The organism is Ancylobacter sp. (assembly GCF_965279025.1).
GTDB lineage: Bacteria > Pseudomonadota > Alphaproteobacteria > Rhizobiales > Xanthobacteraceae > Ancylobacter.
Map to the genome: position 1 here is coordinate 749858 of NZ_OZ257132.1, position 22769 is coordinate 772626.

A 22769-nucleotide genomic window follows, 5' to 3' on the forward strand; every position below is an offset into this window, starting at 1 on the left:
GGATGGTCATCATGACCAGCGACAACACCAAGGTCACCCGCCTCCGCCCCGCCACCAGCGAGCAGCGTAGCCGCGCCGCAGCTGCCGCGTTCCGGCTGCGCGCCGCGCTCGAAGATGCCGAGGCGGCCGACTGCCCGAAGCTCGCCCAGTCCATCCGCCGCGCCATTAAGTCCGCCGATGGCGCCCGTCGCCATATCGAGCGCCGGCGCAGCGCCACCCCTCCTGTTGAGGTCTCGCCATGATCGCCAGCTCATCCAACGCGAGTTCACCCGTTCGCAAGCGCTCCATCGTCATCGCCGGCCATAAGACCAGCGTCTCCATGGAAGATGGCTTCTGGGATGCGCTGCGCGAGATTGCCGCCGCCTCGAAACGCACGCTCACCCAGGTCGTGTCCGAGATCGATGGCGATCGCTCGCAGGGGAACCTCTCCTCGGCGCTCCGCCTGTTCATCCTCTCCCACTATCAGGCGAGGGCAGCGCGATGAGTGGCCTGGCCGATCGAGACAGCGCCCTGCAGCGCACGCCGGCCTATGTCGCGGCGCGCCATCTGGAACTTGAAGCCCGCAGTGAAGCGGATGCCGGCTTTCGGCTGATCGAGGAAGGCCGCGCCAAGCTCGAGCTGGCGCGTCGGCACCGGCTGGCGGCGCGCGAGATGCGCGACACCGTGTTCGCGGAGGCCTCCCATGTCGGTCGCTAGTGAACGCCGCGAGAAGTGGAAGCGCCGGCGCGAGGCTGCGAAGACCGGGCGCGCCCTGCTGGTGGAGCGCTTCCCGCGCTGCTTCTGCGCCAAGGGCGAACCCAAGCGCCCGCTGAAGCTCGGCATCCACAAAGACCTGCGCATCGCCGCGCCGGACATCCCCCGGCGGATGATCGTCTTCGCGCTCGCCGACTACACCAGCGGCCTGTCCTACCTGCGCGCCATCCAGATCGGCGCCTCTCGCGTGGACCTCGAGGGATGGCCGGCCGGCGAGGTGTCGATCCCCCAGGCCAAGGCGGCGCGCGAGCAGCTCGAGCGCATCGAATCCAAAATCACCCAGCGGAGGGCACCCGATGCTCAAGACCTTGCTGCATGAGGCAGCGTCTCTCGCTGCCCTCAGTCTGTTCGTCGCCGCCGTGATCCTCTGGTCCGGCATCAAGACGGGGGCGCTGTGATGCCCTGGAAACGTCGCTCAACGAGCGTCACCGTCGATACCGAAGTTGATCTGGTGGATTTCGACACCGGCACGCTCCTGCAAGAGCTGATCAATCGCAAGGTCATCTCCGAGCCTGCGGCCGAAAAGCTGCTGGCGCGTGACGACACCGGTCTCCGTCTAGAACCGCTGGAGACTGATGAACTCAACGTCGCGCGCTACGAGTTGGTCAACGGCCGGCGCGGCGAAGCCCTCGTTCACATCGAGCGGGCTCTTGGCCCCGAGTTCATCGGGAGGCTCTCCTGATGCCCCCGGTTTGCGATCTCGGCGGCTTCGACTGGTTCGCCATGTTCATCGGCATTGCCGTGATGATGGCCTTCCTGCCGCTTGCCTTCGCCGTCGGCTGGCGGCTGTCCATCCAGGACGATTTCCCCGATCCCTTCGCCGAGCCCTATGGCGATGATCCGGGGGTGCCCCATGGCTGACGTCGTCGACGCTATGGCCATCACGCTCGCGCAGGCTGCCATCGACCTGACCGATGAGCGCGAGGCCGCCCTCGTGCTCTTGGAAGCCGGCTACGACGAGCGAGAGATCGCCGACCACCGCCATAACGCCGTCAGGCGCGCGGAGAACGCGAGGCGCGTGGATCGCATTTGTGCGGGCGCCGGCGGCTGGCGGGACGTGCTTGAGCTGACGAGCCCGGCCGGCCCTCGCGTAACGGCGGACATCATCGAGGCGCGGTATCAACGGCTCGCCACCCTCAGGCCGACGATTGAGCTAGCCGACCTCGAGCGAGCGCGAGACCAGGCGCTGGCCGAACTCGGCCTGGAGGCGAGCTGAACCATGCTCACGTCCCGCCAGCATGAGTTACTCATGTTCATCGACACCCACATTCGCGAACGCGGCTTCGCTCCTGGCTTCCGTGAGATGGCCGACGCGTTGGGAACGAAGTCCCTCAACACCGTCGACCTGTTGCTGAAGTCTCTGGAAGAGCGCGGATTCATCCGTCGCTTACCCCGTCGCGCGAGGGCGATCGAGATCGTGCAGCTGCCGGGTGGCAACCCCAGCATCGCCGCCGAAGCCATCGCAGCTATCAAGCTCCGCAAGCGCGCCCGCGAAGCAGGGCTCTTGCATGGCGCCGAACTTTGGTCGGCTGCGGACAAGGCTGAAGATGCTGTCCTCGCCAAGGCGGAGGCGGCCCATGTCTGATGCCTCCACTCTCCGCCACTTTCGCGACATCGTGGCAGCCGGCGGCTACATCGGCGGCGCTGATCGTGAAGCCGTCACCGCTTTTGGAGCTGAAGGCGCAATGGCTGCGCAGAGCGCCACGTGTGGCGCCCGCGCCGGTTCGATCGACGGCGCTGTCCTCTTCAAAGAGATCATGCTCCCCGGTTGGTACTGGCGCTGCGGGCACGGCTCGCAGGATCCCGGCTGGGCTCATCTGAACCGACTTCACCCTGATCATTGCGATCGCCTTGACGAGGCTAATGGCCTGGCGCCGACGCCGGCCAAGGCCCTGGTCGTCGCCACCCTCAACGCCCTGATTGCCATTGCCGAGGCACGCCATGGATGAGCCCAACATCTTCGTCGCCGGTCTCGGCCGCTGCGGCACCACCATGGTCATGACCATGCTCGACCGCGGAGGCTTCCCGCTCGGAGACGGGCCGCCCGATTACGAGCAGTACACCCCCATGCGGCCCGGCATCATCTCTCGGGAAGCGCTGGAGCCCTTTCGCGGCCTCGCCCTGAAATGGATCGATCCCACCTTGGCGACCCTGCCGCCAGGCGTGAAGGCACGCACCATCTGGCTTGAGCGAGATTCGATCGAACAGGCCCGCTCCCAGTTGAAGCTGCTCGGCCGCAAGGCGTCCCGCCGCCAAGTGCGCGCGCTCGCCAGTTCGATCCGCGCCGATGCCGTCAAGACGCGGCAGATCGTCGACAGGCTCGGCCCTGTGCTGCCGATGTCCTTCGAGAGGATCCTTGCCGCCCCGATCATCGAGACTGCGCGCATCCACGGCTTTCTCGGCAGGCTCGATATCGCTCGGGCGTCGGCCGCTGTTCTCCGCCGCTCCGCCACCTGCGCGCCCGACCTCATCGTCGAGGCTCGCCTCATGCGGGAGGCTCTCAATGGCTGATCCACGGATCGAGGCTGCCGCCGCAGCGGTGTTTGCGCGCCTGCGTATCGACTTGGTGCGCGCGATCAATTGCGCTGCGGGCGCCAGCGTTTCCCCAGCGGTTCTTGAGGTGGTCCTCATCAAGGCCGCGGCTTTCACGATCGCCGTCGCATCGGGCGCCATCCAAGCCGCTGAAGGTCGTACCGCGCCCGCCGACGTCCCGGCCCTCGATGAGCAGATGAAGATCCTCGACACCGGCTTGGCAGCCGTTCGGGCTGAACTGCTCGCTGACCTGCAGAACGCCGCGGCGCTCGCCTTCCCGGAGGTGCAGGGTCATGGCTGATCACACCGGCATTGAATGGGCGGATGCGACATGGAACCCCATCGTCGGGTGCTCCATCGTTTCCCCCGGCTGCACCAACTGCTACGCGATGAAACAGGCCGCGCGCATCGAGCGCATGCAGCCCGGCTCCCACTATGCCGGCACCACGCTCTCGCTCACGGCCGGCGCCGTCTGGTCAGGCGAGTTCGCCCTGGCGCCGGATCACATCCTTACCCAGCCCCTGCACTGGCGCCGGCCCCGCCGCATCTTCGTCAATTCGATGGGTGACCTGTTCCACGAGGATGTGCCCGACCACTGGATTGATCGGGTGTTCGCGATCATGGCGCTGGCGCCGCAGCACACCTTCATGGTGTTGACGAAGCGCTCGGCTCGCATGCGCCAGTACCTTGTAGAAGACCGCCGGCACTGGCGGTGCATGTCGGTTGACGGTCTCTTTCCGCAGCGCACCGATGCGTCACGGCAGGCCCGTGATCGCTTGGCTCGCCTCACCGCGCCCGGCGTACCAGCCCCGCTTGAGAACGTCTGGCTCGGCGTGTCGACCGAGGATCAGCGCCGCGCCAATGAGCGCGTGCCGGATTTGCTCGCCACCCCTGCCGCCATCCGCTTCGTCAGCGCCGAGCCGCTGCTGGGGCCTATTGACCTGACGCGCGTCGGGGACCTCTCGACCGTCAGGGCCGCCATGCCCTCCATTGTCGCGCGCGAAGAGCAGGGCCGGCCGGTCACCGGGCGCGGATCGGTTTCCGGATTTCAGGTCGAGGCGATCGGCAGTCGGCACTCTTCTATCGAGTATTTTCAGACGCCCGATCATATGGGCGGCTTCTCTGCTGCGTCGCCGCGCCGCTTCCCCCGGCTCGATCTCGTCATCGCCGGCGGCGAGAGCGGCCCCAAGGCCCGCCCCGTGCATCCGGACTGGGCACGCTCCCTGCGCGATCAGTGCGCCGCCGCGGGCACGGCGTTTTTCTTCAAGCAATGGGGAGAGTGGGCTCCCGAGGAACACCTCTCCATCGAGCAGGCCGCCAAGACATACGAATCCGACCTTCACGCTGGCCGTACATGGCGGTTCACCGGCCAGCCGATGCGGCGTCTCGGGAAGCATCATTCCGCCGGCCGCCTGCTCGACGGCGTCGAGCACAACGCCATGCCGGAGGTGCGGCCATGATCGCTCTCAGCTTCGCGGCGTGGTTCGTCCTTACTTGGGCCGTTTGGGCGCCGGCGTCACTCGGCCGCCACCTCGCGGAAATCGCTGACGCCTTCGAGCAGCAGCGCACGAGACTCCGCACTGAGCGGGAGACGGCGGCATGAACGCGCCCTCCTCCTATCGCCAGTTCCTCGAAGCCAAGATGAAGGTCGCACCGTCGACCGGCGTCTCCATTCCGCTGGCCGAGATCAACCCGGATCTCAAGCCATTCACGCGCGCTGTGGTCCAATGGGCCGCCGCCGGCGGATGCCGTGGCATCTTCGCCAGCTTCGGGCTGCACAAAACGTCGACGCAGATCGAGCTCTGCCGGCTGCTGAAGGCCCGCGCCGGCGGCGAGGCGCTGATCGTGCTGCCGTTGGGCGTCCGGCAGGAGTTCTTTCGCGACGCCCGGCTCCGATTCCGGGGCGACTTCGCGGTATCGCTGCGCTTCGTCCAGTCGGAAGCGGAACTCGAAGCCGCGCGCGCCGATGGCGGGGACCACATCTACCTGACGAACTACGAGACGATCCGCGAGGGGAAGCTCGATCCGGGCCAGTTCACCATCGCCTGCCTCGACGAGGCGTCAATCCTGCGCAGCTTCGGCTCCAAGACCTTCCAGACTTTCCTGCCGCTGTTCGACAAGGTGCGCTTCCGGTTCGTCGCGACGGCGACACCCTCGCCGAACCGGTACAAGGAAATCATCCACTATGCCGGCTTCCTCGGCATCATGGACACCGGCCAGGCGCTGACCCGCTTCTTCCAGCGCAATTCCGAGAAGGCCGGCGACCTCACGCTCTACCCGCACAAGGAACACGAGTTCTGGATGTGGGTGTCGACCTGGGCGGTCTTCCTTCAGAAGCCCTCTGACCTTGGCTTTTCCGATGAGGGCTACGACCTCCCGCCGCTCTCCGTCCGCTGGCACGAGGTGCCCGTCGACCTGATCGGCTCGACGGCGGATCGCGACGGCCAGATGGCGTTGATCCGGCCGGAGGCCAAGGGACTGTCGGAAGAGGCGCGCGAGCGCCGCGCCGCGCTGCCGGCCTGCATCGCCCGGATGCGTGAGATCATCGCCGCCGATCCGGAGAGCCACCGCATCCTTTGGCACGACCTCGAAGACGAGCGCCGCGCCATCGAGGCGGCGGTGCCCGGGGTGCGCTCGGTCTTCGGCACGCAGGATCTATGCGAGCGCGAAGACCACATCATCGCCTTCTCGGATGGCGGCTTTCCGTACCTCGCCGCGAAGCCGGTGATGCTCGGCTCCGGCTGCAACCTGCAGCGCCACTGCCACAAGGCGGTGTTCCTCGGCGTCGGGCACAAGTTCAACGACTTCATCCAGGCGGTGCACTGCATTCAACGGTTCGGGCAAGAGCACCCCGTCGAGATCGACATCATCTATCCCGAGAGCATGCGAGCGGCGCGCCGTGACCTCGAGGCCAAATGGGCGCGCCACGAGGAAATGGCCGCGCGCATGAGCGAGATCATCCGCAAGCACGGGCTCAGCCTGGCCGGCATGGCCGAGGTGCTCCAGCGCTCCATCGGCGTGCAGCGCATCGAGGCCAGCGGCGAGGGCTGGTTGGTGGCGAACAACGACTGCGTCGAAGAGTGCCGGCGCATGGAGAACGACAGCGTCGATCTCATCGTCACGTCGATCCCCTTCTCGAACCACTACGAGTACACGCCGACCTATGACGACTTCGGCCACACGGACGATGACGAGCATTTCTTCGGGCAGATGGACTTCCTGACGCCGGAGCTGCTGCGGATCCTGAAGCCCGGCCGGATGGCCTGCATCCACGTCAAGGATCGGATCATGTTCGGTTCGGTGACGGGCATGGGCACGCCGACCGTCAATCCGTTCCACGCGACGACGCTGATGCACTTTCGGCAGCATGGCTTCGCCTACATGGGGATGGTGACGATCGACACCGACGTCGTGCGGGAGAACAACCAGACCTATCGGCTCGGCTGGACCGAGAACGCCAAGGACAGCAGCAAGATGGGGTTCGGCTCGCCCGAATACCTCTTGGTGTTCCGCAAGCTGCCGACCGATCGGTCGCGCGCCTACGCCGACGAGCCGGTGACGAAGCAGAAGCCGCACGTCGAGATGCTCGACGGCCAGATCGTCGAGTTCGACGACAAGGGCCGCCCGATCCCCGGCTGTGGTTACTCTCGCGCCCGCTGGCAGACCGATGCCCACGCTCGCTGGCGCTCCAGCGGCAATCGCCTGCTGACGGCCGGCGAGATCGCCCAGCTTGATCCTTCCACCATCGGGAAGGTCTTCAAGCAGTTCAGCCTCGAGACCGTCTACGACTACGAGACCCACGTGCGGATCGGCGAGCAGCTGGACTATCGCGGCGTGCTGCCGGCGATCTTCATGGCGCTCTGGCCGGCGAGCACCCGCCCGGACATCTGGCCGATGTCGATCGGGTGCGGACGCTGAACACGGCCCAGGCCTCGGCCGGCCGGGAACTCCACGTGTGCCCTCTGCAGTTCGACATCGTCGATCGCTGCATCAACCGCTACAGCAACCCCGGCGAGCTCGTCTTCGATCCCTTCGGCGGGTTATTCACCGTGCCCAACCGCGCCCTTCAGCTGGGGCGCCGGGGCCGGGCCGCCGAGCTCCACCACGGCTATTTCCTCGACGGCGTGAAGTACCTCGAGGCGCTGGAGCGCAAGGCGGCGACGCCATCACTGTTCGACTTCCTCGCGGCGGAGCCGGCTGCCAGCGCGCAGGCCGCAGAATGACCTGCAAGATGCTCGTTTCTGATCCCCTCTGCGGCGCGGGCGGCCTGTCGGCGGGTCGCCAACAAAAATCCCGTTGCCGACCCCGACAATTAGCCTTCGATAGATCTCAGCTTACTAGCCAACTCGTAATTGTAGGCTTCGCCGTCGTCTGCTGCGTGAACACGCCTATGGCAGTTTGGGCAGAGCGCGATGACGTGCCGTGGGTCATCTGGGCCACCATCGCTGACCCGTCGAATATGATGAGGCTCCAGATAGGGAGTGCCGTCAGGTCGATTGAATGGTGCACAAGCAGCGCAGCCTTCGCAAAGGCCCTTTGCTCGAGCAAGCACATATCGCCGGACAGCAATACTGCGCTCATAGACTGTACGGAATACCGTATCACTAGGAGCCGCCATTTTGGCAGCTGCCATCGCTTGAGATCGCAACACGTCGATGTGCTCCTCGACCTGAAGCCTCTTATCTTTGTCGACCTCGACCTTCACCGCTTCAAGTGGTCGGAGCTCGAAGACAAAGGCACGACGCATGGCCCGGTTTCTGTCGGGCGCATCACGTTCCAGCACATTCTCGCATACCCACTCACCCTCGAAACGAAGGCGGCCGCTGCGATCTTTTCGAAAAAGGAGAAGGCTCTTTCCCGCGGCAGCATGGCCCCCGATCTGGCGATTGCCGCGTACCATCTGCATGTCGCCAATCTGGCCCTCCCCGAAATATTCGAAGACACCGTCAGCACGCAGCCGGTCGCTATAGCCGTGCTGCTCTCCCTCTTCGCCCGTGATCGCGATGACAAGCTGATGGAGGCTAGGAGTAATTATTCCGCCTTGCTGTTGACCACCATATCGGCCGTGAATGTCAGCCCGTCGATTGTAGGTCCGGCCACGCTCAAATGGCCAATCAGTCAACGGCATAGGGGTGTCTCCTCCCGATCCCCGAAGCATACCAGCTCTGCTTCCAGTTTGCGGGCGCGGGAAACTGGAGCTTGTCGACGCGGCCATCCTTGCGTTGGAGGACCCCGGCGACCGCGACGGCGGGCGCGGCCGGGCTCGATGATCGTCGCAGGGTTAGGTCGCCCCTATGGCTGCCCCCGCGTGCCATGTCCGCGGCGGGCCGGCTGGTGCGGGAGGCATCAGTGAAGACTGCCTCAACTCCTGGAGATCGCGTCCCTCGTCGCGTCCAGCTCGGGCGAGATGCCGACGGCCGGACCGTGGTGCCGACCGGCGCCGTTCGTGTCGACCGCGCGTCCCCCTGGTGGCCGCCCTTCGATCTCGATCACCCGTACATTGCGCGCCGGCGTGGCGCCTGGGTCGATGATCGAGCACATCGACTTTGGCTGCTCGCCAGCATGTACCAGGCATGGATCACCGGGAAACTAGTCGAAGATTCCATGTGGTGGCTCCTGACGCCGGAAAGCTCGCGCCGAACGGTCTATCTCCCGCCGGCCGTCGCGGAGATCCAGCACGTCCTTAAGGGCAAGGCCCTTGCAGACTGGGCCCCCATTGGCTGCCCCTGCATCGGCGATGTGTTGCTTTCCATCGCCAACCAGAGCCGCGAAGGGGTGCTGTTTCCAACCGCCTCGGACAATTTCAAGCCTCGACGACGGCCGTTGACCGTTGGGCAACGCCAGGTCACTCGCCGCCAGAACAGCTATGTCTCCACGGTTTTTGGACGCTGATCATGGCTTGGCGCATCGACAGCGGTATTCGCTCCCAACTGAAGAACGCAGGCCAGAAGTTTCAGCGCCGCGGCCGGCCGGCCCGGGCTGCACAGAGCCAGGACCGCGAGCACCTCGCCCTGATCCGCCAACTGCCTTGCCTGATATCCGGCCAGGCCGTCAGGGTGCAGGCGGCTCACATTCGATACGCGAACGCAGAATTCTCCAAGCCCATCACCGGCGGCAGCACCAAGCCGGACGACAAATGGACGGTCCCGCTCAGCGCCTGGTTTCACACCCTGAGCTCCGATTCCCAACATGAGCACGGCGAGGAAGGCTGGTGGATGGCGCGCGGCATCAATCCACTGATAGTTGCCTCTCAGCTCTATGCGTCCTCCTCCGCCCTCCGGTCCGCCAAGTTGCCGGCCGAGGACATCGTGCGGGTTCTGACGCAGATCGTGTTGGTTGCTCGAAAGGAAGGCCACCTTGATGAGCCGTGACCGCCTTGCTCGCGTACAGCGACGGCCGCGCGTAGAGCAGTGGCTCGACGACGAGCCGCTAACGCTTGCGGAGGCCGTAGCCCTCTTCTTCCCGGAAGGGCCGCTTACCATCAATTCGTTTCGGAAGGCGGCGAAGTCCGGCCAGCTTGCAGTGCGTCGCGTCGTGGGCAAAGATTTCACCACGCCACGCGCGGTGCGGGAGATGATGAACCCATGTCAGGCCGAAAGCCAAAGCCGCCCCGCCTCCATCTCCGAGAGCGCGATGGGCGAAGCTCGATCTGGGTCGTCCTCGACCGCGGGCGGGAGGTCAGCACAGGCTGCAGCGAAGAAGACGCTCGCGGGGCTGAAGATCGGTTCAAGGAATACCTTGCCGGTAAACACGTCAGCACCGTTGGCACCCGTGATTTCACTCAGCTCTCGGTAGCCGACGTCCTGACGTTCTATGCCTCCGCGAAGCGACCGTCCGAGGGAGCGGCGGAGAAGACCATCCGCCGCTACAACGAGATGGTCGCTTTCACCGAGACATTGAATGAATGGTGGGGCGCGAAATTCGTCTCCGATATCCGGGGCGAGACATGTCGCCATTATGTCGACTGGCGAACCTCTCAGCCCCTGCGCCGGGCGAAGTCAGCCGCTGCGCTCAAGAAGCGCGTCAGCACGGCCACCGCGCGCCGCGAACTCGAAGTGCTCCGCGCTGCGGTCAATCTCTACCACGCCGAGTTCACGCTCCCCTCGGTGCCCAAGATCACCCTGCCTGAAAAATCGGTTCCCCGGGACCGATGGCTGACCCGGTCCGAAGTTGCCGTCCTCCTATGGGCCTGCCTCGGCTGGCGACGCGATGCCAGCACGGGCCGCTGGTCCAAGATCCAGACCGAGGGCATCCGGAAGCAGACGCGCACTCGCCGCGCCCACATTTCGCGGTTCATTCTCCTCGGCCTCTACACCGGGACGAGGCACGAGGCGATCGAGCGCCTGCAGTGGCACGCGAACGTCGACGGCGGCTGGATCGAAATTGAGCGGGGACTGATCTATCGCCGCGGGACGGGCGAGCGTGAAACGAAGAAGCGCCGGCCGCCGGCGCGTATCCCGCACAGACTGCTGCCGCACCTGGAGCGATGGCTGCAAATCGATCTCGCAAATCAGACCGCCGACGGGAAGCCGATCCGGCACGTCATCCACACCAGCACCGGCGAAGGCCTGTCGACGCCGATCCGCACCGGCTGGGAAGGCATCCGCTCCGACGCGGGCTTAGGCGACGATGTCGTGCCCCACGTCCTCCGGCATACCTGCGTCACGTGGCAGCTGCAGGCTGGGGTGCTGCCGTGGGAGGTAGCTGGCGCTGTCGGCATGACGGTAGAGCAGATCGAGAATGGGTATGGGCACCATTCTCCCGATTATCAAAAGGCCAGCGCAAGCGCATTCAGCCGAGGAGGAAAGGCGTGAACATGATCAATCCGCAGGATCCGGAGACGCTCGCTATCGAATTGCTCGAAGCCTGGAACGACGGCAAGGAGATCTATCTCCAAAAGGCCATCGAAGTCCTCGCAGACGCTCAACGCCAAGCCGGCGTGAGACAGATTGTTCTAACGGTGAATAGCTATAGAGACGTTGAGGTGGCCGGCGCGTCGGGTCCGCATGTGCCCGCTACCTACGGCACTGTTGATCGCAGCGGAAAGTTCAAGCAGTCCGGAGAGCCACTGGTCTATGACAAGAAGGAATCGATTGAGGAAGTGCTACGGAACAAACCCTGACCCGCCCATGAATTGCCCATGAAATAGGGCTCACGGACGCGAACAAAGGGTGACAACCGGAAACGCCGATCGTTATTTTTCAACGTCTTATCGTAAGCCGCATTCGTTCGGGACGAGGGGGTCGCAGGTTCAAATCCTGCCACTCCGACCACACTTTCCCGAGACTATCCCTGTTTCTGCCGAGACGAAGCACCGCCCTCCGGGGCGGAAGCTATGCGGCTGGACAAGACGCGAGTCCTCCCCATATCCGGCAGATGAAGCATTCCCTCCGGTGCCTCGCGTGAGCACGGCCGCCTCTTCCTTTCTTCCCCTTCCCTCGCCACTCGCCGCGGATGGCCGTCTACGGCTCGTGGGGGTCGAGATCGAATTCACGCATCTGTCCGAAAGGCAGGCCGCCCTGCGCCTGCGCGAGGCACTCGGCGGCCATGTCGAAGAAGAGGATCCGCACGCCTTTCGCCTGATCGGCTCAGCTCTGGGCGACATCGGCGTCGAACTCGACATCCGCCATGTGCATCCTTGGCGAGCCGACGGGCCGGGGCGCTGGCTGCGCCCGCCGTTTTCGTCCTGGCTCGGTGCGGCGGTGCGCCCCTTTGTTCCCCGCGAAATGGTCACCGGACCGCTCATCCCGGAACGGCTCGCGGAACTCGACGCGGTGACGGCGGCCCTGCACGAGGCGGGAGCGCGGGGCCAGGGAGGCGGCCTGCTGGATTCGCTCGGCCTGCACTTCAACATCATGCCGGTGGCAACCGACGCGCCGACGATGCTGAGGCTGTTCCAGGCCTATCTGTTGCTGGAGCCGCGCCTGCGCGCCGAAAGCCTTGTCAGCCCCCTGCTCCGGCTCCACGGACCGGCCGGCTACCCCGCGCCCTATGTCCAGCGCGTCCTGTCGCCGGAATACCGGCCCGACCTCGCCCAGCTTTGTGAGGATTACCTCGCGGCCAATCCGACGCGGAAGCGCTCGCTCGATCTTCTGCCGCTGTTTCTGCAGCTTTTCCCGGCACAGGTTGCGCCGCGCATTCGCGGCAAGGTGAAGCCGCGCGCCGTGCTGCATTACCGGCTGCCGGTCGCCTATGTCGGGCGGCCCGGCTGGAGCCTGGCGGCCGACTGGAATCGCTGGATCGAGGTGGAGAAGCTCGCCGCCGCTCTCACTGCCGAGCCGGAGCTGCTCGGCAAAGCGAGCCGTCGCTCAGGTTTTTGACGGCGCCTAGCCACCGCAAGGCGGTGGGATCTGCCGTCAGCTTGCGATGGCAACCGCCACAGGACCGCACCCGTCGCGGCGAAGGGCGCGCGGGCTGAGGCGCTGATCGGAAAGAACACGCATCGCCTCGGCGCCGCGCTGGTGCTGCAGCAGGCCGCTCTGCAGCAGCTTGCCGCAATCGGGCCGGCCGATTCCGTCCAGCCACCCGATCAGTGCGGAATAGCGGGCGGCCGTATAAGCAGCCGCAGCCTGTACGGCGCCGGCAATCGCGACATCGAGCACCCTGCCGTCGTCGATCTCGCCGGCAAGTTCTTCCTCGCTGATGAAGATGCCGTCGATCGCCGGGCATTCGACCGCGCGCGGGCGGCAGTCGCGACGCCGGCAGACCGCTTCGATCTGCGCCACATTGACGTCGCATGCCGCAGCGAACTGCTCGACCTCGCGTCGCAGCACCGGGTCGGTCGCCTTGGCAGCTATCAGGCCAAAGGTCTTGGCGATGCGTCGCTCGGTGTAGAGCAGTTCGCCCAGGCCCTGTACGAGAAGGTCGTCGAGCGATCTGATGTCTTTCGAGAGCAGTCCCACGGCACGTCCTCCCGCCTTAGCTGAAGGCCGTTCAAACCGGCCCAACCGCCAAACGCGGGAGCACCGCCAAGGTTCCTTACCCATGCGCCCAAAGTATTAGGCGGGCTGGAAGGTTCCGTCCGGCTGCAACCGCTCGAGCACGCCGGTCGCCACGGCGAAATAAGCGCCCTGCAAGTGCAGACGGCCGTCCTCGACCCGCTCGCGGACCCACGGAAAGGTCTCAAGATTGCGCAGCGACAGCTTGACGCACTGATGTTCCAGAATCGTCCGCCGCTCGGCGGGGTCGTCGCTGAGCTTGAGGGCAATGTCGCGCGCCGGGCCGCCGATGCGGATCCAGTCGGGCAGGAAGTCCTGTGCCTGCTCCGGAGCGCCGTCGACCAGCGCCCCGGCGCCGCCGCACAGCGCATGGCCCAGCACGACGATCTCCCGCACCTCCAGCACCCGCACGGCAAATTCAATCGCCGCGCTGGTGCCGTGGTGTTGATGGTCCGGCGTGGAATAAGGCGGCACCAGATTGGCCACGTTTCGCACGACGAAGAGCTCGCCCGGTCCGGCATCGAAGATCATCGAGGGGTCGACCCGGCTGTCCGAGCAGGCGATGACCAGCGTGTCAGGCTTCTGTCCAAGGGCTGCCAGCCTCTCGAAAAGCGCCTTGCGTTCCGGCCAGTTGGTAGCACGAAATCGCCGATAGCCGTTGAGCAGTTTGTCCATCCATCACCCTTGCGATAGGCACGCCGCGCAATAGCTGCATAAACGTGCCGGGGCCGGCGCGCAAACGGATCGCGCCAACCCATCGCGTCACGGACCGGAGAGGCGAAGAATGGCCGAGGACATTCCCTTTGATCGACGCTTCGACGCCGTCGCGGGCGTTGTCGACACCGTCGCTCCGAGCGTGCGCCGCGTGCTGGCCCCCAATCCGGGTCCGTTCACCTTCACCGGCACCTGCTCCTACATCGTCGGGCGCGGCGACGTCGCCATCGTCGATCCGGGGCCGGAGGATGCGTCCCACCTCGCGGCCCTTCTGGACGCGGTGCGGGGCGAAAGGGTCACCCACATCTTCCTCACCCATACCCATCGCGACCACAGCGGCGGGCTGGCGGCGCTGAAGGCGGCGACCGGCGCGCCTACCTATGCGGAAGGCCCGCACCGCGCCGCGCGTCCACTGCACGCGCGGGAGGCCGCCACGCTCGATTCCGCCGGCGACGGTTCCTTCCTCCCCGACGTCGCTCTGGCCGACGGGGCTCGGGTAGAGGGCGCAGGCTGGACCCTGGCGGCCCTAGCGACCCCCGGCCACACCGCCAACCACATGGCCTTCGTGCTGGAGCAGGACGGCGCCATCCTCGTCGGCGATCACGTCATGGGCTGGTCGACCACCGTCGTTGCGCCACCGGATGGCTCGATGAACGATTACATGGAGTCGCTGCGCCGGCTCGGGGAGCGGCCCGAGACCTTGTATCTTCCCGGCCATGGCGGGACGATCACGCAGGGGTCCGCCTTCGTGGAGCGATTCCTGCGCCATCGTCAGGCCCGCGAGACGGCGATCCTGCGGGCGCTGGAACGCGGGCCGCGCTCCATCCCCGATATTGTGCGGGCGATTTATTTCGGCCTCGACCCGCGCCTTGCCGGCGCGGCGGGCCTTTCCACCCTCGCCCATCTCGAGGATCTGGTGGATCGCGGCGATGTGCTCACCGACGGACCCGCGCTGCGCGACGGCATTTTTCGCCTGCCCTGAGCCGCCTCTCGCCCTACCGCCGCAGTGGACGGCCCTGCTGGTCGGCGAGTTCGGCGAAAAGCTGAGAGATGCGGCGCGCATTCGAGCCGAAATCAGCCTCGCCGTTCCGCGCCGTGGAGCGCATGTCGACGCGCGTTCCCGCACCGGTGCCACGAATCCGGATCACCAGGTCGTCGCGCAGGCCGAAGGGCAGGCTGCGCGCCACCGCCTCGATGCGCCCGTCCCGGCCCTCGCGCGGGGGCACCGCGTCGACGATCAGCCATTTATGCCGCTTGGCCAGCGACAGGAGGCTGCGGAAGATGTCGTCCGCAGGAGCGTCGAAGGTGATCGGCTTGATGCCGGGATAGAGGTCCAGCTGCATCCCGGCGAGCCTGTCGCCGGGATAGACGAGGCTGTTGGCGGTGCGCGAGCGGACCGTGCCGAGCGTGACGAAATCCGGCGGGTCCTGCGTGTCGGTGGTCACGTCGGGCAGGTTGCGCACGCCCATTCCGAAGGCCGCCAGCGTGGCCGTCGGGGTGATCAGCACAAGCGCCAGCGCGCCCGCACCCAAGACCCGCCACAAGCCTTTCAGCCCCTCGTTCCAGATCACCACGAAACCCGCCAGCGCGAGCAGCAGGGCCAGCACCGCCACCCCGACCCCCGCCAGCACTGTGTAGCGCGCGCTCTGGAAATCCAGCGTCTCGGTGGCATAGAGCGCCGCGCCGATGAAGGTTACGGGAAAAGCGAAGACGGCGATGCGCAGGCTCCAGACGGCGAGCCGCGACATCCGTTCGTCAATATAAAGCCTCCGGCGGATCATCGCGGGGTGCTCCCTCTCTCCCGCTTCACGCCACGGCGGCCGCAGGCTGCGTGCCGAGGATGATGTCGGCAAGCTGCTCCACCGTGTCAACGACCAGATCGGCCTCGTGCGCGAAGGCATCCACCGGCGCCGGCCCGCACCGCACCAGAATCGCCATCGCCCCGGCGGCCCGGGCGGTGTCGAGGTCGTGCCGGGTGTCGCCTACCAGCGCGATGGTGGCCACTGGGAGGCCCGTCAGCGTGCTGAAGGCCCGCACCATGCCGGGCGCCGGCTTCGAACCATAGCCCGAATCATGTCCGTAGATCGCCATCACATAGGGGGAAAGACCCAGCCTGTCCGCCTGCAGGCGGGCATTCGGTTCGGCGTCATTGGTGGCGATGCCGAGCGGAAGACCGGAGGCGTGCAGCCGCGCCAGCACCTGCGCGGGTCGTCCGATCGGTGTGAGGAAGCGCTCCCCCTCCTCGCGGAAAAGAACATCCACCTCGCGGTAGAAGTCGGAATCGGGCGCGCGCGCCAGTATCTCGGCCCAGAGCGGGCCATATTGGCGTGAGGATCCGGCGATCAGTGGCGAGGTCTGGAGGAAGCGCCGCTCATCGGCGAGATAGTGGCTGGCGTTGAAAAGTCGCTCAAGGGCGGCCGTGTCCGCACCGGCGAGCCGGCGCATCACGGCACCGGCGGCCGGACCCCAGGTATGGTCGAAATCGACAAGAGTACCGTCCTTGTCGAACAGAATGGCGCGTGGGGCGTTCACAGTCTGACGCAATCCGGTTTGTTCCGGCATGATGCCTGCAGGTGGAGGCCTGATAGCATGGATTTCTCCAAGCTCCCATTCGGGGCTGTGGGTGTGGGCGCCGGACTGGCTCTGCTTTTGGCCAGTGCCCTGCCGCTCAGGGCGGAGCCGGCACAGGAGATCAAGCGCTCCATCGACGAGGCGGGCACCGCCGTCAATCGCCAGCTGGGCGAATGGCTGGGCGTCACGCCGGAAAAGCCGGCGCGGCGGAAGGTCTCGACCAAACCGAAGGCCAATGCCAGCATCCCGCTGCCGCGTCCCCGCCCGCAGGATATCGATGCGCCGGCCCAGTCAGCGAGCACGGCGGCCGAGGTTCCCACGCCCACGCCCCGCGATGTGACGGAAGCCGCGGGCATCCCGGCCGACACCAATGTTTCCCCACCCGTAACACTGGCGCCTCCGGTCGCCCCGGTGGAGCCGCCCCCCAGCCGGCGCGCGGAGCCGACTGTTGCGGCGGTGCCGACGCCGCAGGAAAAGCCCGCCGAGCAAGCCAAGCCCGCAGCGCCCGAGCGTGCGGAGGCTCCCGTGCCACGCCAAGAGCCGGCCCCGCCTCCTGAGGAGGCGGCCGCCGCCGTCCCGCTCCCCACCCCTGGCCCGGAGCGCCAGATCGCCGCGCTGCCGCCCGTGCCGCCCTCTTCTCCCCCGCCCGCCGCAGAGCCGCAGCCCGCGGTCGCCGTCCCGACGATATGTCCCGAGCTGTCGAACGAGAATCTCGGCGTCTTCACCCCCGTCGCCGTCACCGCCACCAACACGGCCTGTACGGTCGACCGGGGCGTGAGCCTCTCCGCCGTCCGCATGAAGGATGGCAGGCTGGTGACCCTGGAGCCGGCGGCGACGCTGCGCTGCGAGATGGCCGCCGCCGTCGCACGTTGGGTGCGCAACGGCATCGAGCCGGCCGTCGCCACGCTGGGTGCGCCGCTCGACAAGGTAATGGTGGCCGCCTCGCAGCAGTGCCGGCCGCGCAATCGCGTGCCCGGCGCGAAGATCAGCGAGCACGGCAGGGGCAACGCGCTCGACACGGGCGGCTATGTGCTGAAGGACGGCCGCCGCTTCGTGATCGGCATTCCGGCAGCGGGCAGCGCCGACAAGCCGATGCCGGTGGCCTTCCAGGAATTGCTGAAGGCCAGCGCCTGCACAGAATTCACCACGATTCTCGGCCCCGGCTCGGACGGCTATCACGAGCAGCATCTGCATGTGGATCGCGCGCAACGGCGCAGCGGGGCGGTGCTGTGCCAATGGGCTGTCGCCGAGGCAGTGGCGAGGGCGCCCAGCCCGCCGAAGAAGCCGCCGGTTCCCGCGGCGACGGACGATGAGGAAGGCGGCGAGGACGCGCCGGGCCCCGCGCCCGATACCGGACCTGCGGCTCAAAGCCCCGGCACGAGTCAATAGCCCGGTGCCTCCGACCAAGGGCGCGCTTCCGGCGCGCCCGCCGCCGCTCTAGGGTGAACATGGTTTCACCCGGCCGGCGGAGTAGCTGCCATGCTCACCAATCTTCAGGCTCGCGACGTCGAGACGCTGATCCACCCCTATACCAATCTCGTCACCGTGCGCGAGACCGGACCGCTGATCCTCGAACGCGGCAAGGGCGTGTGGGTATATGACGTCGACGGCAAGCCCTATCTCGAAGGCATGGCCGGCCTTTGGTGCACCGCGCTCGGCTACGGCAATGAAGAGCTGGTGGAAGCGGCCGCGACGCAGATGCGCAAGCTGCCCTTCACCCACATCTTCGGCGGCAAGAGCCACGACCCCGCGATCGAACTGGCGGAAAAGCTGAAGGAGATGGCCCCGGTGCCGATCTCCAAGGTGTTCTTCACCAATTCCGGGTCGGAGGCCAACGACACCCAGATTAAGCTTGTCTGGTACATGAACAATGCGCTGGGCCGGCCGAAAAAGAAGAAAATCATTTCCCGTATGCGCGCCTATCACGGCGTCACCATCGCCTCGGCCTCGCTGACCGGACTGGCGGGCAACCACAATGATTTCGATCTGCCCATTGCCGGCGTGCGGCATACCAGCTGCCCCCATTACTACCGCCTGGCGGAGGAGGGCGAGAGCGAGGAGGATTTCGCCACCCGCCTCGCCACCGAACTGGAGGCGCTGATCATCGCCGAAGGACCGGAGACGGTCGCGGCCTTCATCGCCGAGCCGGTGATGGGCGCCGGCGGGGTGATCGTGCCGCCCAAGAGCTATTTCCCGAAGATTCAGGAAGTGCTGAAGCGCTACGACGTCTTCTTCATCGGCGACGAGGTCATCACCGGCTTCGGCCGCCTCGGCACCGCCTTCGGGTGCGAGGCGCTGGAGATGCGGCCGGATTCGATCTCAATCGCCAAGGCGCTTTCCTCGGCCTACCAGCCCATCGGCGCTGTGATGATTCCCGAGGAGATGTACCAGGCCATGCTCACCGAGAGCAGCAAGCTCGGCAGCTTCGGTCATGGCTACACCTATTCCGGCCATCCGGTGGCCGCGGCGGTAGCGGTGAAGACACTGGAGATTTACGAGCGCGAGAGCGTCTTCGCCCGGGTGCGCGCCAAGATCCCGCAATTCGATGCCCGCCGCGCCGCGCTGGAAGACCATCCGCTGGTCGGCGAGGCACGCGGCAAGGGGATGGTGGCAGCCGTCGAGCTGGTGGCCGACAAGAAACGCAAGCACCAGTTCGACCCCAAGCTCGGCATGGCCGCCAAATGCGTGGCCTTCTGCCAGCAGGAAGGGCTCATCCTGCGCAATGTGTTCGGCGACGCCGTCACCATCTGCCCGCCGCTGGTCATCTCCCCGGCCGAGATCGACGACCTGTTCGACCGCCTCACCCGCGCGCTCGACAAAACCCTCGACTACGCCGTGCGCGAGAATTTGCTGGCGGCGTGAGGCCGCGACACATCCCCGGGTTCGGCCCGGGGATTCACGACTTTCCGCAGCGCCCCTGCCAAGGCAGCGCCCCGGTGAAGCAAGACGCGGATGGCCGGTGAGACCCGGCCATGACGTCCATCGCCTGCGGCCATCCGGCATGACGGCTCACCGGGAGCCGGTTGCCCCGCACAAACAAAAAGGGCGCTGCCGGCGGCAGCGCCCTTTTCACATGGTCCGTGTCGCGTGTGTCAGAGGACGACGACATTCGCGCCCTGCGGCACGCGGGTATAGAGGTCAATCACGTCCTCGTTGAGCATGCGGATGCAGCCCGAGGAGATGGCCTGGCCGATATATTCCGGCTGGTTGGTGCCGTGGATGCGGAACAGCGTGTCCTTGTTCCCCTGGAACAGGTACAGCGCGCGCGCGCCCATCGGGTTGTGCGGGCCGGGGCCGACGAAATCAGGAATGCCGGCGAGGCGCTGCTTGATCTCGGGGGTCGGGGTCCAGGTCGGCCATTCCGCCTTGCGGCCGATCTTGGCCTCACCCTTGAACGCCAGACCTTCCTCGCCGACGGTCACGCCGTAGCGAATCGCCTTGCCCTCGCCCTCGACAAGATAGAGGAACTTGCGGTCGGTATCGACGACGATGGTGCCCGGCTTCTCGGTGCCGGCATAATCGACGATAGCCCGCTGATACATCTCCGGCGGCAACACCTTCTTGTACGGTGCATTGGCGAGCAACTTCTTGTCCCGCGGCGTCAGCGACGCCTCCGGGGCCGGCTGCCGCTGCGCATTGCTGCACGCACCCAGAAGAACCGCCAACAGGACAACCACCGCCCCGCGCAAAACCATTTTGAAAGCTCCGAATCCCCACGCGCACCGCGCGCGCCAAACCGCTCGTCACCGTCGATTAGCCCATGTGGGAGCCGCCTTGAAGGGGCCACATCATCGACACGGGTTCGTCGCCACAAGTTGTTGCGGAAAAACCTCAGTTACGTTGGAAGAGGTGCGAAAACCCGTCGAAAGCGATGCTCCGCAACGTGAGGCCTTATCTCCGACCGCGACTTTGCATATTTTTGACGCAGTCGGCGCCCACTTCGTCGGCACCACCCCGAGTGGTGGTCAACACTGGAGAATATGATGTCTACCGAAGAAGAGAGCCCCGCCCAACCGAGCCGCGGCACCGAGGGTCGCCCGAGCGAACGCTGGGACCGTGCGGAGCAGAGCGCTCATTGGCGCGAGATCGGCATTTCCGCGGTTGCTGCCGCGGCCCGCTACGCCTCCCAGCCGAAGACGGTATCCGATGCCCCCATGACGGGCGCGGCGCGGACCGATGATGCGGAAGTCAAAATCGTCACGCTTCGCGACGTAGAATATTTCGCGGCCTGACGCCGCCGGCCATCGGGCCGGGCTGCAACCGCCGCCTCCTCTCCCAGAGCCGATGGAAGACGAATCGCTCATGACCGGGCGCCGCATGCGCGCGCGCCGACCCATGGCGAGAACCGCCCCTCGGCCGGACCGGAGCTATTGCCACGCGCCGTTCCTGCGCCATGGGCGGAGGGACGGCTGGAATCCGCGTGCGAAGCAGCGCAAGGTCGGCGCTCGCGCGTCACAGTCGGGGAAGCCATGATCACCGCCTATTGCCAGCGGGGAGGCATGCTCGCAGCCGTCCCCATCACCGCCGGGGCGGAGATCCCCGCCGATGCCGTCTGGATCGACCTGTTCCGCCCGGAAGAGGGCGAGGATCGCATCATCGAGGCCGCCCTCGGCATCTCGGTGCCAACGCGCGAGGAAATGTTCGAGATCGAGCCCTCCAGCCGCCTGCGGGTGGAAAACGGCGCGCGCTACATGACCGGCGCCATCGTCTGCAACAGCGAGGGAGAGCGCCCCGCCCTCGCGCAGATTTCCTTCATTCTCGCGGGAAACCGGCTGACCACGGTGCGCTATGACGAGCCCACGCCGTTCCGGCTCGTCGTGGCCAAGCTCGACCGATCCTGCCCGACAGGCACGCGTGGCGAGCGGCTTCTGCTGATCATGCTCGACACCATCATCGACCGCGCCGCCGACATCATCGAGCGACTGGCGGTCGACATCGACGCCGCCTCTCAGCAGGTCTTCGAGCCGGAGCTGGAGCGCTCGGGCGACAGCCAGCGCTTTCGCACGATCCTCAAGCTACTGGGCCGGCGCGGCGATCTCGGCTCCAAGGTCCGGGAGAGCCTGGTGTCGATGGGCCGCGTGGTGACCTTCCTGTCCACCGAGGGCGAGGCGGAGCGCTTCGACAAAGACCAGCGCGCGCTGCTGAAAAGCATGCAGCGCGACGTCGCCTCGCTGAACGACCACGTGTCCTATCTCGGCAGCAAGATCACCTTCCTGCTGGACGCCACGCTCGGCATGGTCGGCATCGAGCAAAACAACATCATCAAGATTTTCGCCGTGCTGTCGGTGGTGCTGATGCCGCCGACGCTGATCGCCTCGGTCTACGGCATGAACTTCCAGCACATGCCGGAACTCGACGAGCGGTGGGGTTATCCCATCGCCCTCGTCGCCATGCTGGCCGCCGCCGTGGTGCCGTATCTGTTCTTCAAGTGGAAGCGCTGGCTTTAAAGCCAGCCGCCTCTAAAGCCAGCGTCATCTAGGGCGGCGGAGCCCTCCCGCCTCAGACGTGCTGGCCGCCATTGATGTGGATTTCGGCACCGTTGAGATAGGATGAGGTGTCGGTGCACAGCACATAGATGATCTTCGCCACCTCGTCGGGCGTGCCCAGCCGCTGCATCGGGATCTGCTCGACAATCTTCTCCGTGCCCGGCGACAAGATCGAGGTGTCGATCTCGCCCGGCGCGATGGCGTTCACCCGCACGCCCAGCCGGCCGAAATCCTCCGCCATCTCGCGAGTCAGCCCGGCCAGCGCCGCCTTCGAGGTCGCGTAGGCCGCGCCGGCGAAGGGGTGCACCCGCGAGCCGGCGATGGAGGTGACGTTCACCACCGCGCCATGGGTGCGCTTGAGCTCTTCCAGCAGGCCGCGCGCCAGCAGGATGGGCGCGAAGAAGTTCACCTGAAACACCCGCCGCCAGTCTTCTTCCGGCGTGTTGAGCGTGCCCAGCCGCGCGCCGCCCTGCCCCTTGGGCGAGATGCCGGCATTGTTGACGAGAGCGTGCAGTTCGCCATTGGCGAGCCGGTTCTTGATCTCGTCCACCGCCCGCAGCGTGTCCGCGGGGTCGGAGAGGTCGACCTGGATATGGTCTTCCGGCCCCATCTCCCACGGACAGTTTTCCGGGAAGGCATGGCGCGAGCAGGTGATGACCCGCCACCCCGCTGCCGAGAAGCGCTTGACGGTGGCGTGGCCGATGCCGCGCGAGGCGCCGGTGAGCAGGAGAGTGCGGCGAGGCTGGTTGTTCATAAGCGTGTCTTAGCTCAGCGG

At 66.3% G+C, this 22769-nt stretch carries 31 protein-coding genes; 24 read left to right on the forward strand and 7 right to left on the reverse strand.

What is annotated here, in order from left to right; all coding sequences use genetic code 11:
* The first annotated feature begins 11 nt into the window (after positions 1-11).
* The 14 genes from ACQY76_RS03475 (at position 12) to ACQY76_RS03540 (ending at position 7508) form a co-directional block, all read left to right on the forward strand.
* Positions 12-242, forward strand: coding sequence for a hypothetical protein (locus tag ACQY76_RS03475; RefSeq protein ID WP_428031527.1), 231 nt, complete (start codon positions 12-14; stop codon positions 240-242).
* Positions 239-484, forward strand: a complete 246-nt coding sequence (locus ACQY76_RS03480) for a ribbon-helix-helix domain-containing protein (RefSeq protein WP_428031528.1) — start codon at positions 239-241, stop codon at positions 482-484. Before ACQY76_RS03475 ends, ACQY76_RS03480 begins: the two co-directional genes overlap by 4 nt.
* Positions 481-696: a hypothetical protein gene (locus ACQY76_RS03485; protein ID WP_428031529.1), complete on the forward strand. Its 216-nt coding sequence runs from the start codon at positions 481-483 to the stop codon at positions 694-696. The genes ACQY76_RS03480 and ACQY76_RS03485 overlap by 4 nt, the downstream gene beginning before the upstream one ends.
* Positions 683-1072, forward strand: a complete 390-nt coding sequence (locus ACQY76_RS03490; protein WP_428031530.1) for a ProQ/FINO family protein — start codon at positions 683-685, stop codon at positions 1070-1072. The genes ACQY76_RS03485 and ACQY76_RS03490 overlap by 14 nt, the downstream gene beginning before the upstream one ends.
* Positions 1073-1150: 78 nt before the next feature.
* Positions 1151-1435: a hypothetical protein gene (locus ACQY76_RS03495; RefSeq protein WP_428031531.1), complete on the forward strand. Its 285-nt coding sequence runs from the start codon at positions 1151-1153 to the stop codon at positions 1433-1435.
* Entirely contained in the window at positions 1435-1614 is a 180-nt protein-coding gene (locus tag ACQY76_RS03500; protein WP_428031532.1) for a hypothetical protein, read from the forward strand. The genes ACQY76_RS03495 and ACQY76_RS03500 overlap by 1 nt, the downstream gene beginning before the upstream one ends.
* Complete coding sequence (locus ACQY76_RS03505; protein WP_428031533.1) at positions 1607-1969, forward strand: hypothetical protein; 363 nt, start codon at positions 1607-1609, stop codon at positions 1967-1969. Before ACQY76_RS03500 ends, ACQY76_RS03505 begins: the two co-directional genes overlap by 8 nt.
* A 33-nt stretch (positions 1970-2002) precedes the next feature.
* Positions 2003-2338 (forward strand): LexA family protein, encoded by a 336-nt coding sequence (locus ACQY76_RS03510; protein ID WP_428031534.1) that lies wholly within the window; start codon positions 2003-2005, stop codon positions 2336-2338.
* Complete coding sequence (locus ACQY76_RS03515) at positions 2331-2702, forward strand: hypothetical protein (protein WP_428031535.1); 372 nt, start codon at positions 2331-2333, stop codon at positions 2700-2702. The genes ACQY76_RS03510 and ACQY76_RS03515 overlap by 8 nt, the downstream gene beginning before the upstream one ends.
* Positions 2695-3264, forward strand: coding sequence for a hypothetical protein (locus ACQY76_RS03520; RefSeq protein ID WP_428031536.1), 570 nt, complete (start codon positions 2695-2697; stop codon positions 3262-3264). Before ACQY76_RS03515 ends, ACQY76_RS03520 begins: the two co-directional genes overlap by 8 nt.
* Positions 3257-3586, forward strand: a complete 330-nt coding sequence (locus ACQY76_RS03525; RefSeq protein WP_428031537.1) for a hypothetical protein — start codon at positions 3257-3259, stop codon at positions 3584-3586. Before ACQY76_RS03520 ends, ACQY76_RS03525 begins: the two co-directional genes overlap by 8 nt.
* Complete coding sequence (locus ACQY76_RS03530) at positions 3579-4745, forward strand: phage Gp37/Gp68 family protein (protein WP_428031538.1); 1167 nt, start codon at positions 3579-3581, stop codon at positions 4743-4745. The genes ACQY76_RS03525 and ACQY76_RS03530 overlap by 8 nt, the downstream gene beginning before the upstream one ends.
* 139 nt (positions 4746-4884) lie before the next feature.
* Positions 4885-7203, forward strand: a complete 2319-nt coding sequence (locus ACQY76_RS03535) for a DNA methylase N-4 (protein ID WP_428031539.1) — start codon at positions 4885-4887, stop codon at positions 7201-7203.
* A gap of 35 nt (positions 7204-7238) precedes the next feature.
* Entirely contained in the window at positions 7239-7508 is a 270-nt protein-coding gene (locus ACQY76_RS03540) for a hypothetical protein (RefSeq protein WP_428031540.1), read from the forward strand.
* A gap of 89 nt (positions 7509-7597) precedes the next feature.
* Here the strand turns inward: ACQY76_RS03540 and ACQY76_RS03545 are convergent, their stop codons facing one another.
* Complete coding sequence (locus ACQY76_RS03545; protein ID WP_428031541.1) at positions 7598-8413, reverse strand: HNH endonuclease; 816 nt, start codon at positions 8411-8413, stop codon at positions 7598-7600.
* A gap of 221 nt (positions 8414-8634) precedes the next feature.
* Between ACQY76_RS03545 and ACQY76_RS03550 the strand changes: the two genes are divergently transcribed.
* The 5 genes from ACQY76_RS03550 to ACQY76_RS03570 all read left to right on the forward strand — a co-directional run bounded on the left by ACQY76_RS03550 (position 8635) and on the right by ACQY76_RS03570 (position 12605).
* Positions 8635-9177, forward strand: a complete 543-nt coding sequence (locus ACQY76_RS03550; protein WP_428031542.1) for a hypothetical protein — start codon at positions 8635-8637, stop codon at positions 9175-9177.
* 2 nt (positions 9178-9179) lie between these two features.
* The gene (locus ACQY76_RS03555; protein WP_428031543.1) at positions 9180-9656 is read left to right on the forward strand and encodes a hypothetical protein; all 477 of its coding nucleotides are present in this window, start codon (positions 9180-9182) and stop codon (positions 9654-9656) included.
* A gap of 213 nt (positions 9657-9869) precedes the next feature.
* Positions 9870-11099, forward strand: a complete 1230-nt coding sequence (locus ACQY76_RS03560) for a tyrosine-type recombinase/integrase (protein WP_428031544.1) — start codon at positions 9870-9872, stop codon at positions 11097-11099.
* Complete coding sequence (locus tag ACQY76_RS03565) at positions 11096-11407, forward strand: hypothetical protein (RefSeq protein ID WP_428031545.1); 312 nt, start codon at positions 11096-11098, stop codon at positions 11405-11407. The genes ACQY76_RS03560 and ACQY76_RS03565 overlap by 4 nt, the downstream gene beginning before the upstream one ends.
* A 349-nt stretch (positions 11408-11756) precedes the next feature.
* The gene (locus tag ACQY76_RS03570) at positions 11757-12605 is read left to right on the forward strand and encodes an amidoligase family protein (RefSeq protein WP_428031546.1); all 849 of its coding nucleotides are present in this window, start codon (positions 11757-11759) and stop codon (positions 12603-12605) included.
* Positions 12606-12641: 36 nt separating this feature from the next.
* On the opposite strand, the gene ACQY76_RS03575 is transcribed toward ACQY76_RS03570, so the two are convergent.
* Positions 12642-13187, reverse strand: a complete 546-nt coding sequence (locus tag ACQY76_RS03575) for a ferritin-like domain-containing protein (RefSeq protein WP_428031547.1) — start codon at positions 13185-13187, stop codon at positions 12642-12644.
* Positions 13188-13283: 96 nt separating this feature from the next.
* Complete coding sequence (locus ACQY76_RS03580) at positions 13284-13898, reverse strand: carbonic anhydrase (protein WP_428031548.1); 615 nt, start codon at positions 13896-13898, stop codon at positions 13284-13286.
* A 109-nt stretch (positions 13899-14007) separates the two neighbouring features.
* Here ACQY76_RS03580 and ACQY76_RS03585 point away from each other — a divergent pair, with 109 nt between their 5' ends.
* A complete protein-coding gene (locus ACQY76_RS03585; RefSeq protein ID WP_428031549.1) occupies positions 14008-14919 on the forward strand; it encodes an MBL fold metallo-hydrolase in 912 nt (303 codons plus the stop codon).
* Between the two features lie 13 nt (positions 14920-14932).
* On the opposite strand, the gene ACQY76_RS03590 is transcribed toward ACQY76_RS03585, so the two are convergent.
* Together ACQY76_RS03590 and ACQY76_RS03595 are read right to left on the reverse strand one after the other, a co-directional pair.
* Positions 14933-15685, reverse strand: a complete 753-nt coding sequence (locus ACQY76_RS03590) for a DUF1499 domain-containing protein (protein ID WP_428031550.1) — start codon at positions 15683-15685, stop codon at positions 14933-14935.
* A gap of 58 nt (positions 15686-15743) precedes the next feature.
* Positions 15744-16481, reverse strand: coding sequence for an HAD family hydrolase (locus ACQY76_RS03595; RefSeq protein WP_428031551.1), 738 nt, complete (start codon positions 16479-16481; stop codon positions 15744-15746).
* Positions 16482-16526: 45 nt separating this feature from the next.
* On the opposite strand from ACQY76_RS03595, the gene ACQY76_RS03600 reads away from it, so the two are divergent.
* Together ACQY76_RS03600 and ACQY76_RS03605 are read left to right on the forward strand one after the other, a co-directional pair.
* Positions 16527-17897 (forward strand): extensin family protein, encoded by a 1371-nt coding sequence (locus ACQY76_RS03600; RefSeq protein WP_428031552.1) that lies wholly within the window; start codon positions 16527-16529, stop codon positions 17895-17897.
* 90 nt (positions 17898-17987) lie between these two features.
* Positions 17988-19370 (forward strand): aminotransferase, encoded by a 1383-nt coding sequence (locus tag ACQY76_RS03605; RefSeq protein ID WP_428031553.1) that lies wholly within the window; start codon positions 17988-17990, stop codon positions 19368-19370.
* A gap of 230 nt (positions 19371-19600) precedes the next feature.
* Here the strand turns inward: ACQY76_RS03605 and ACQY76_RS03610 are convergent, their stop codons facing one another.
* Positions 19601-20203 carry a L,D-transpeptidase gene (locus tag ACQY76_RS03610; protein WP_428031554.1) on the reverse strand — a complete coding sequence of 201 codons (603 nt, stop codon included), beginning with the start codon at positions 20201-20203 and terminating at the stop codon, positions 19601-19603.
* 288 nt (positions 20204-20491) lie between these two features.
* Here ACQY76_RS03610 and ACQY76_RS03615 point away from each other — a divergent pair, with 288 nt between their 5' ends.
* Together ACQY76_RS03615 and ACQY76_RS03620 are read left to right on the forward strand one after the other, a co-directional pair.
* Positions 20492-20740, forward strand: a complete 249-nt coding sequence (locus tag ACQY76_RS03615) for a hypothetical protein (protein WP_428031555.1) — start codon at positions 20492-20494, stop codon at positions 20738-20740.
* 237 nt (positions 20741-20977) lie between these two features.
* The gene (locus ACQY76_RS03620; RefSeq protein WP_428031556.1) at positions 20978-21955 is read left to right on the forward strand and encodes a magnesium transporter CorA family protein; all 978 of its coding nucleotides are present in this window, start codon (positions 20978-20980) and stop codon (positions 21953-21955) included.
* Positions 21956-22007: 52 nt separating this feature from the next.
* Here ACQY76_RS03620 and ACQY76_RS03625 read toward each other — a convergent pair whose 3' ends face one another.
* Positions 22008-22748: an SDR family NAD(P)-dependent oxidoreductase gene (locus ACQY76_RS03625; protein ID WP_428031557.1), complete on the reverse strand. Its 741-nt coding sequence runs from the start codon at positions 22746-22748 to the stop codon at positions 22008-22010.
* Between the last annotated feature and the right edge of the window lie 21 nt (positions 22749-22769).

Coding starts and splice junctions, on each gene's coding strand:
- ACQY76_RS03535 (WP_428031539.1), top strand. CDS start 4,885: ATGAACGCGCCCTCCTCCTATCGCCAGTTCCTCGAAGCCAAGATGAAG.
- ACQY76_RS03590 (WP_428031550.1), bottom strand. CDS start 15,685: ATGTCGCGGCTCGCCGTCTGGAGCCTGCGCATCGCCGTCTTCGCTTTT.
- ACQY76_RS03505 (WP_428031533.1), top strand. CDS start 1,607: ATGGCTGACGTCGTCGACGCTATGGCCATCACGCTCGCGCAGGCTGCC.
- ACQY76_RS03480 (WP_428031528.1), top strand. CDS start 239: ATGATCGCCAGCTCATCCAACGCGAGTTCACCCGTTCGCAAGCGCTCC.
- ACQY76_RS03585 (WP_428031549.1), top strand. CDS start 14,008: ATGGCCGAGGACATTCCCTTTGATCGACGCTTCGACGCCGTCGCGGGC.
- ACQY76_RS03625 (WP_428031557.1), bottom strand. CDS start 22,748: ATGAACAACCAGCCTCGCCGCACTCTCCTGCTCACCGGCGCCTCGCGC.
- ACQY76_RS03620 (WP_428031556.1), top strand. CDS start 20,978: ATGATCACCGCCTATTGCCAGCGGGGAGGCATGCTCGCAGCCGTCCCC.
- ACQY76_RS03560 (WP_428031544.1), top strand. CDS start 9,870: ATGTCAGGCCGAAAGCCAAAGCCGCCCCGCCTCCATCTCCGAGAGCGC.
- ACQY76_RS03610 (WP_428031554.1), bottom strand. CDS start 20,203: ATGGTTTTGCGCGGGGCGGTGGTTGTCCTGTTGGCGGTTCTTCTGGGT.
- ACQY76_RS03555 (WP_428031543.1), top strand. CDS start 9,180: ATGGCTTGGCGCATCGACAGCGGTATTCGCTCCCAACTGAAGAACGCA.
- ACQY76_RS03600 (WP_428031552.1), top strand. CDS start 16,527: ATGGATTTCTCCAAGCTCCCATTCGGGGCTGTGGGTGTGGGCGCCGGA.
- ACQY76_RS03525 (WP_428031537.1), top strand. CDS start 3,257: ATGGCTGATCCACGGATCGAGGCTGCCGCCGCAGCGGTGTTTGCGCGC.
- ACQY76_RS03520 (WP_428031536.1), top strand. CDS start 2,695: ATGGATGAGCCCAACATCTTCGTCGCCGGTCTCGGCCGCTGCGGCACC.
- ACQY76_RS03580 (WP_428031548.1), bottom strand. CDS start 13,898: ATGGACAAACTGCTCAACGGCTATCGGCGATTTCGTGCTACCAACTGG.
- ACQY76_RS03475 (WP_428031527.1), top strand. CDS start 12: ATGACCAGCGACAACACCAAGGTCACCCGCCTCCGCCCCGCCACCAGC.
- ACQY76_RS03485 (WP_428031529.1), top strand. CDS start 481: ATGAGTGGCCTGGCCGATCGAGACAGCGCCCTGCAGCGCACGCCGGCC.
- ACQY76_RS03530 (WP_428031538.1), top strand. CDS start 3,579: ATGGCTGATCACACCGGCATTGAATGGGCGGATGCGACATGGAACCCC.
- ACQY76_RS03545 (WP_428031541.1), bottom strand. CDS start 8,413: ATGCCGTTGACTGATTGGCCATTTGAGCGTGGCCGGACCTACAATCGA.
- ACQY76_RS03510 (WP_428031534.1), top strand. CDS start 2,003: ATGTTCATCGACACCCACATTCGCGAACGCGGCTTCGCTCCTGGCTTC.
- ACQY76_RS03615 (WP_428031555.1), top strand. CDS start 20,492: ATGTCTACCGAAGAAGAGAGCCCCGCCCAACCGAGCCGCGGCACCGAG.
- ACQY76_RS03515 (WP_428031535.1), top strand. CDS start 2,331: ATGTCTGATGCCTCCACTCTCCGCCACTTTCGCGACATCGTGGCAGCC.
- ACQY76_RS03605 (WP_428031553.1), top strand. CDS start 17,988: ATGCTCACCAATCTTCAGGCTCGCGACGTCGAGACGCTGATCCACCCC.
- ACQY76_RS03490 (WP_428031530.1), top strand. CDS start 683: ATGTCGGTCGCTAGTGAACGCCGCGAGAAGTGGAAGCGCCGGCGCGAG.
- ACQY76_RS03495 (WP_428031531.1), top strand. CDS start 1,151: ATGCCCTGGAAACGTCGCTCAACGAGCGTCACCGTCGATACCGAAGTT.
- ACQY76_RS03500 (WP_428031532.1), top strand. CDS start 1,435: ATGCCCCCGGTTTGCGATCTCGGCGGCTTCGACTGGTTCGCCATGTTC.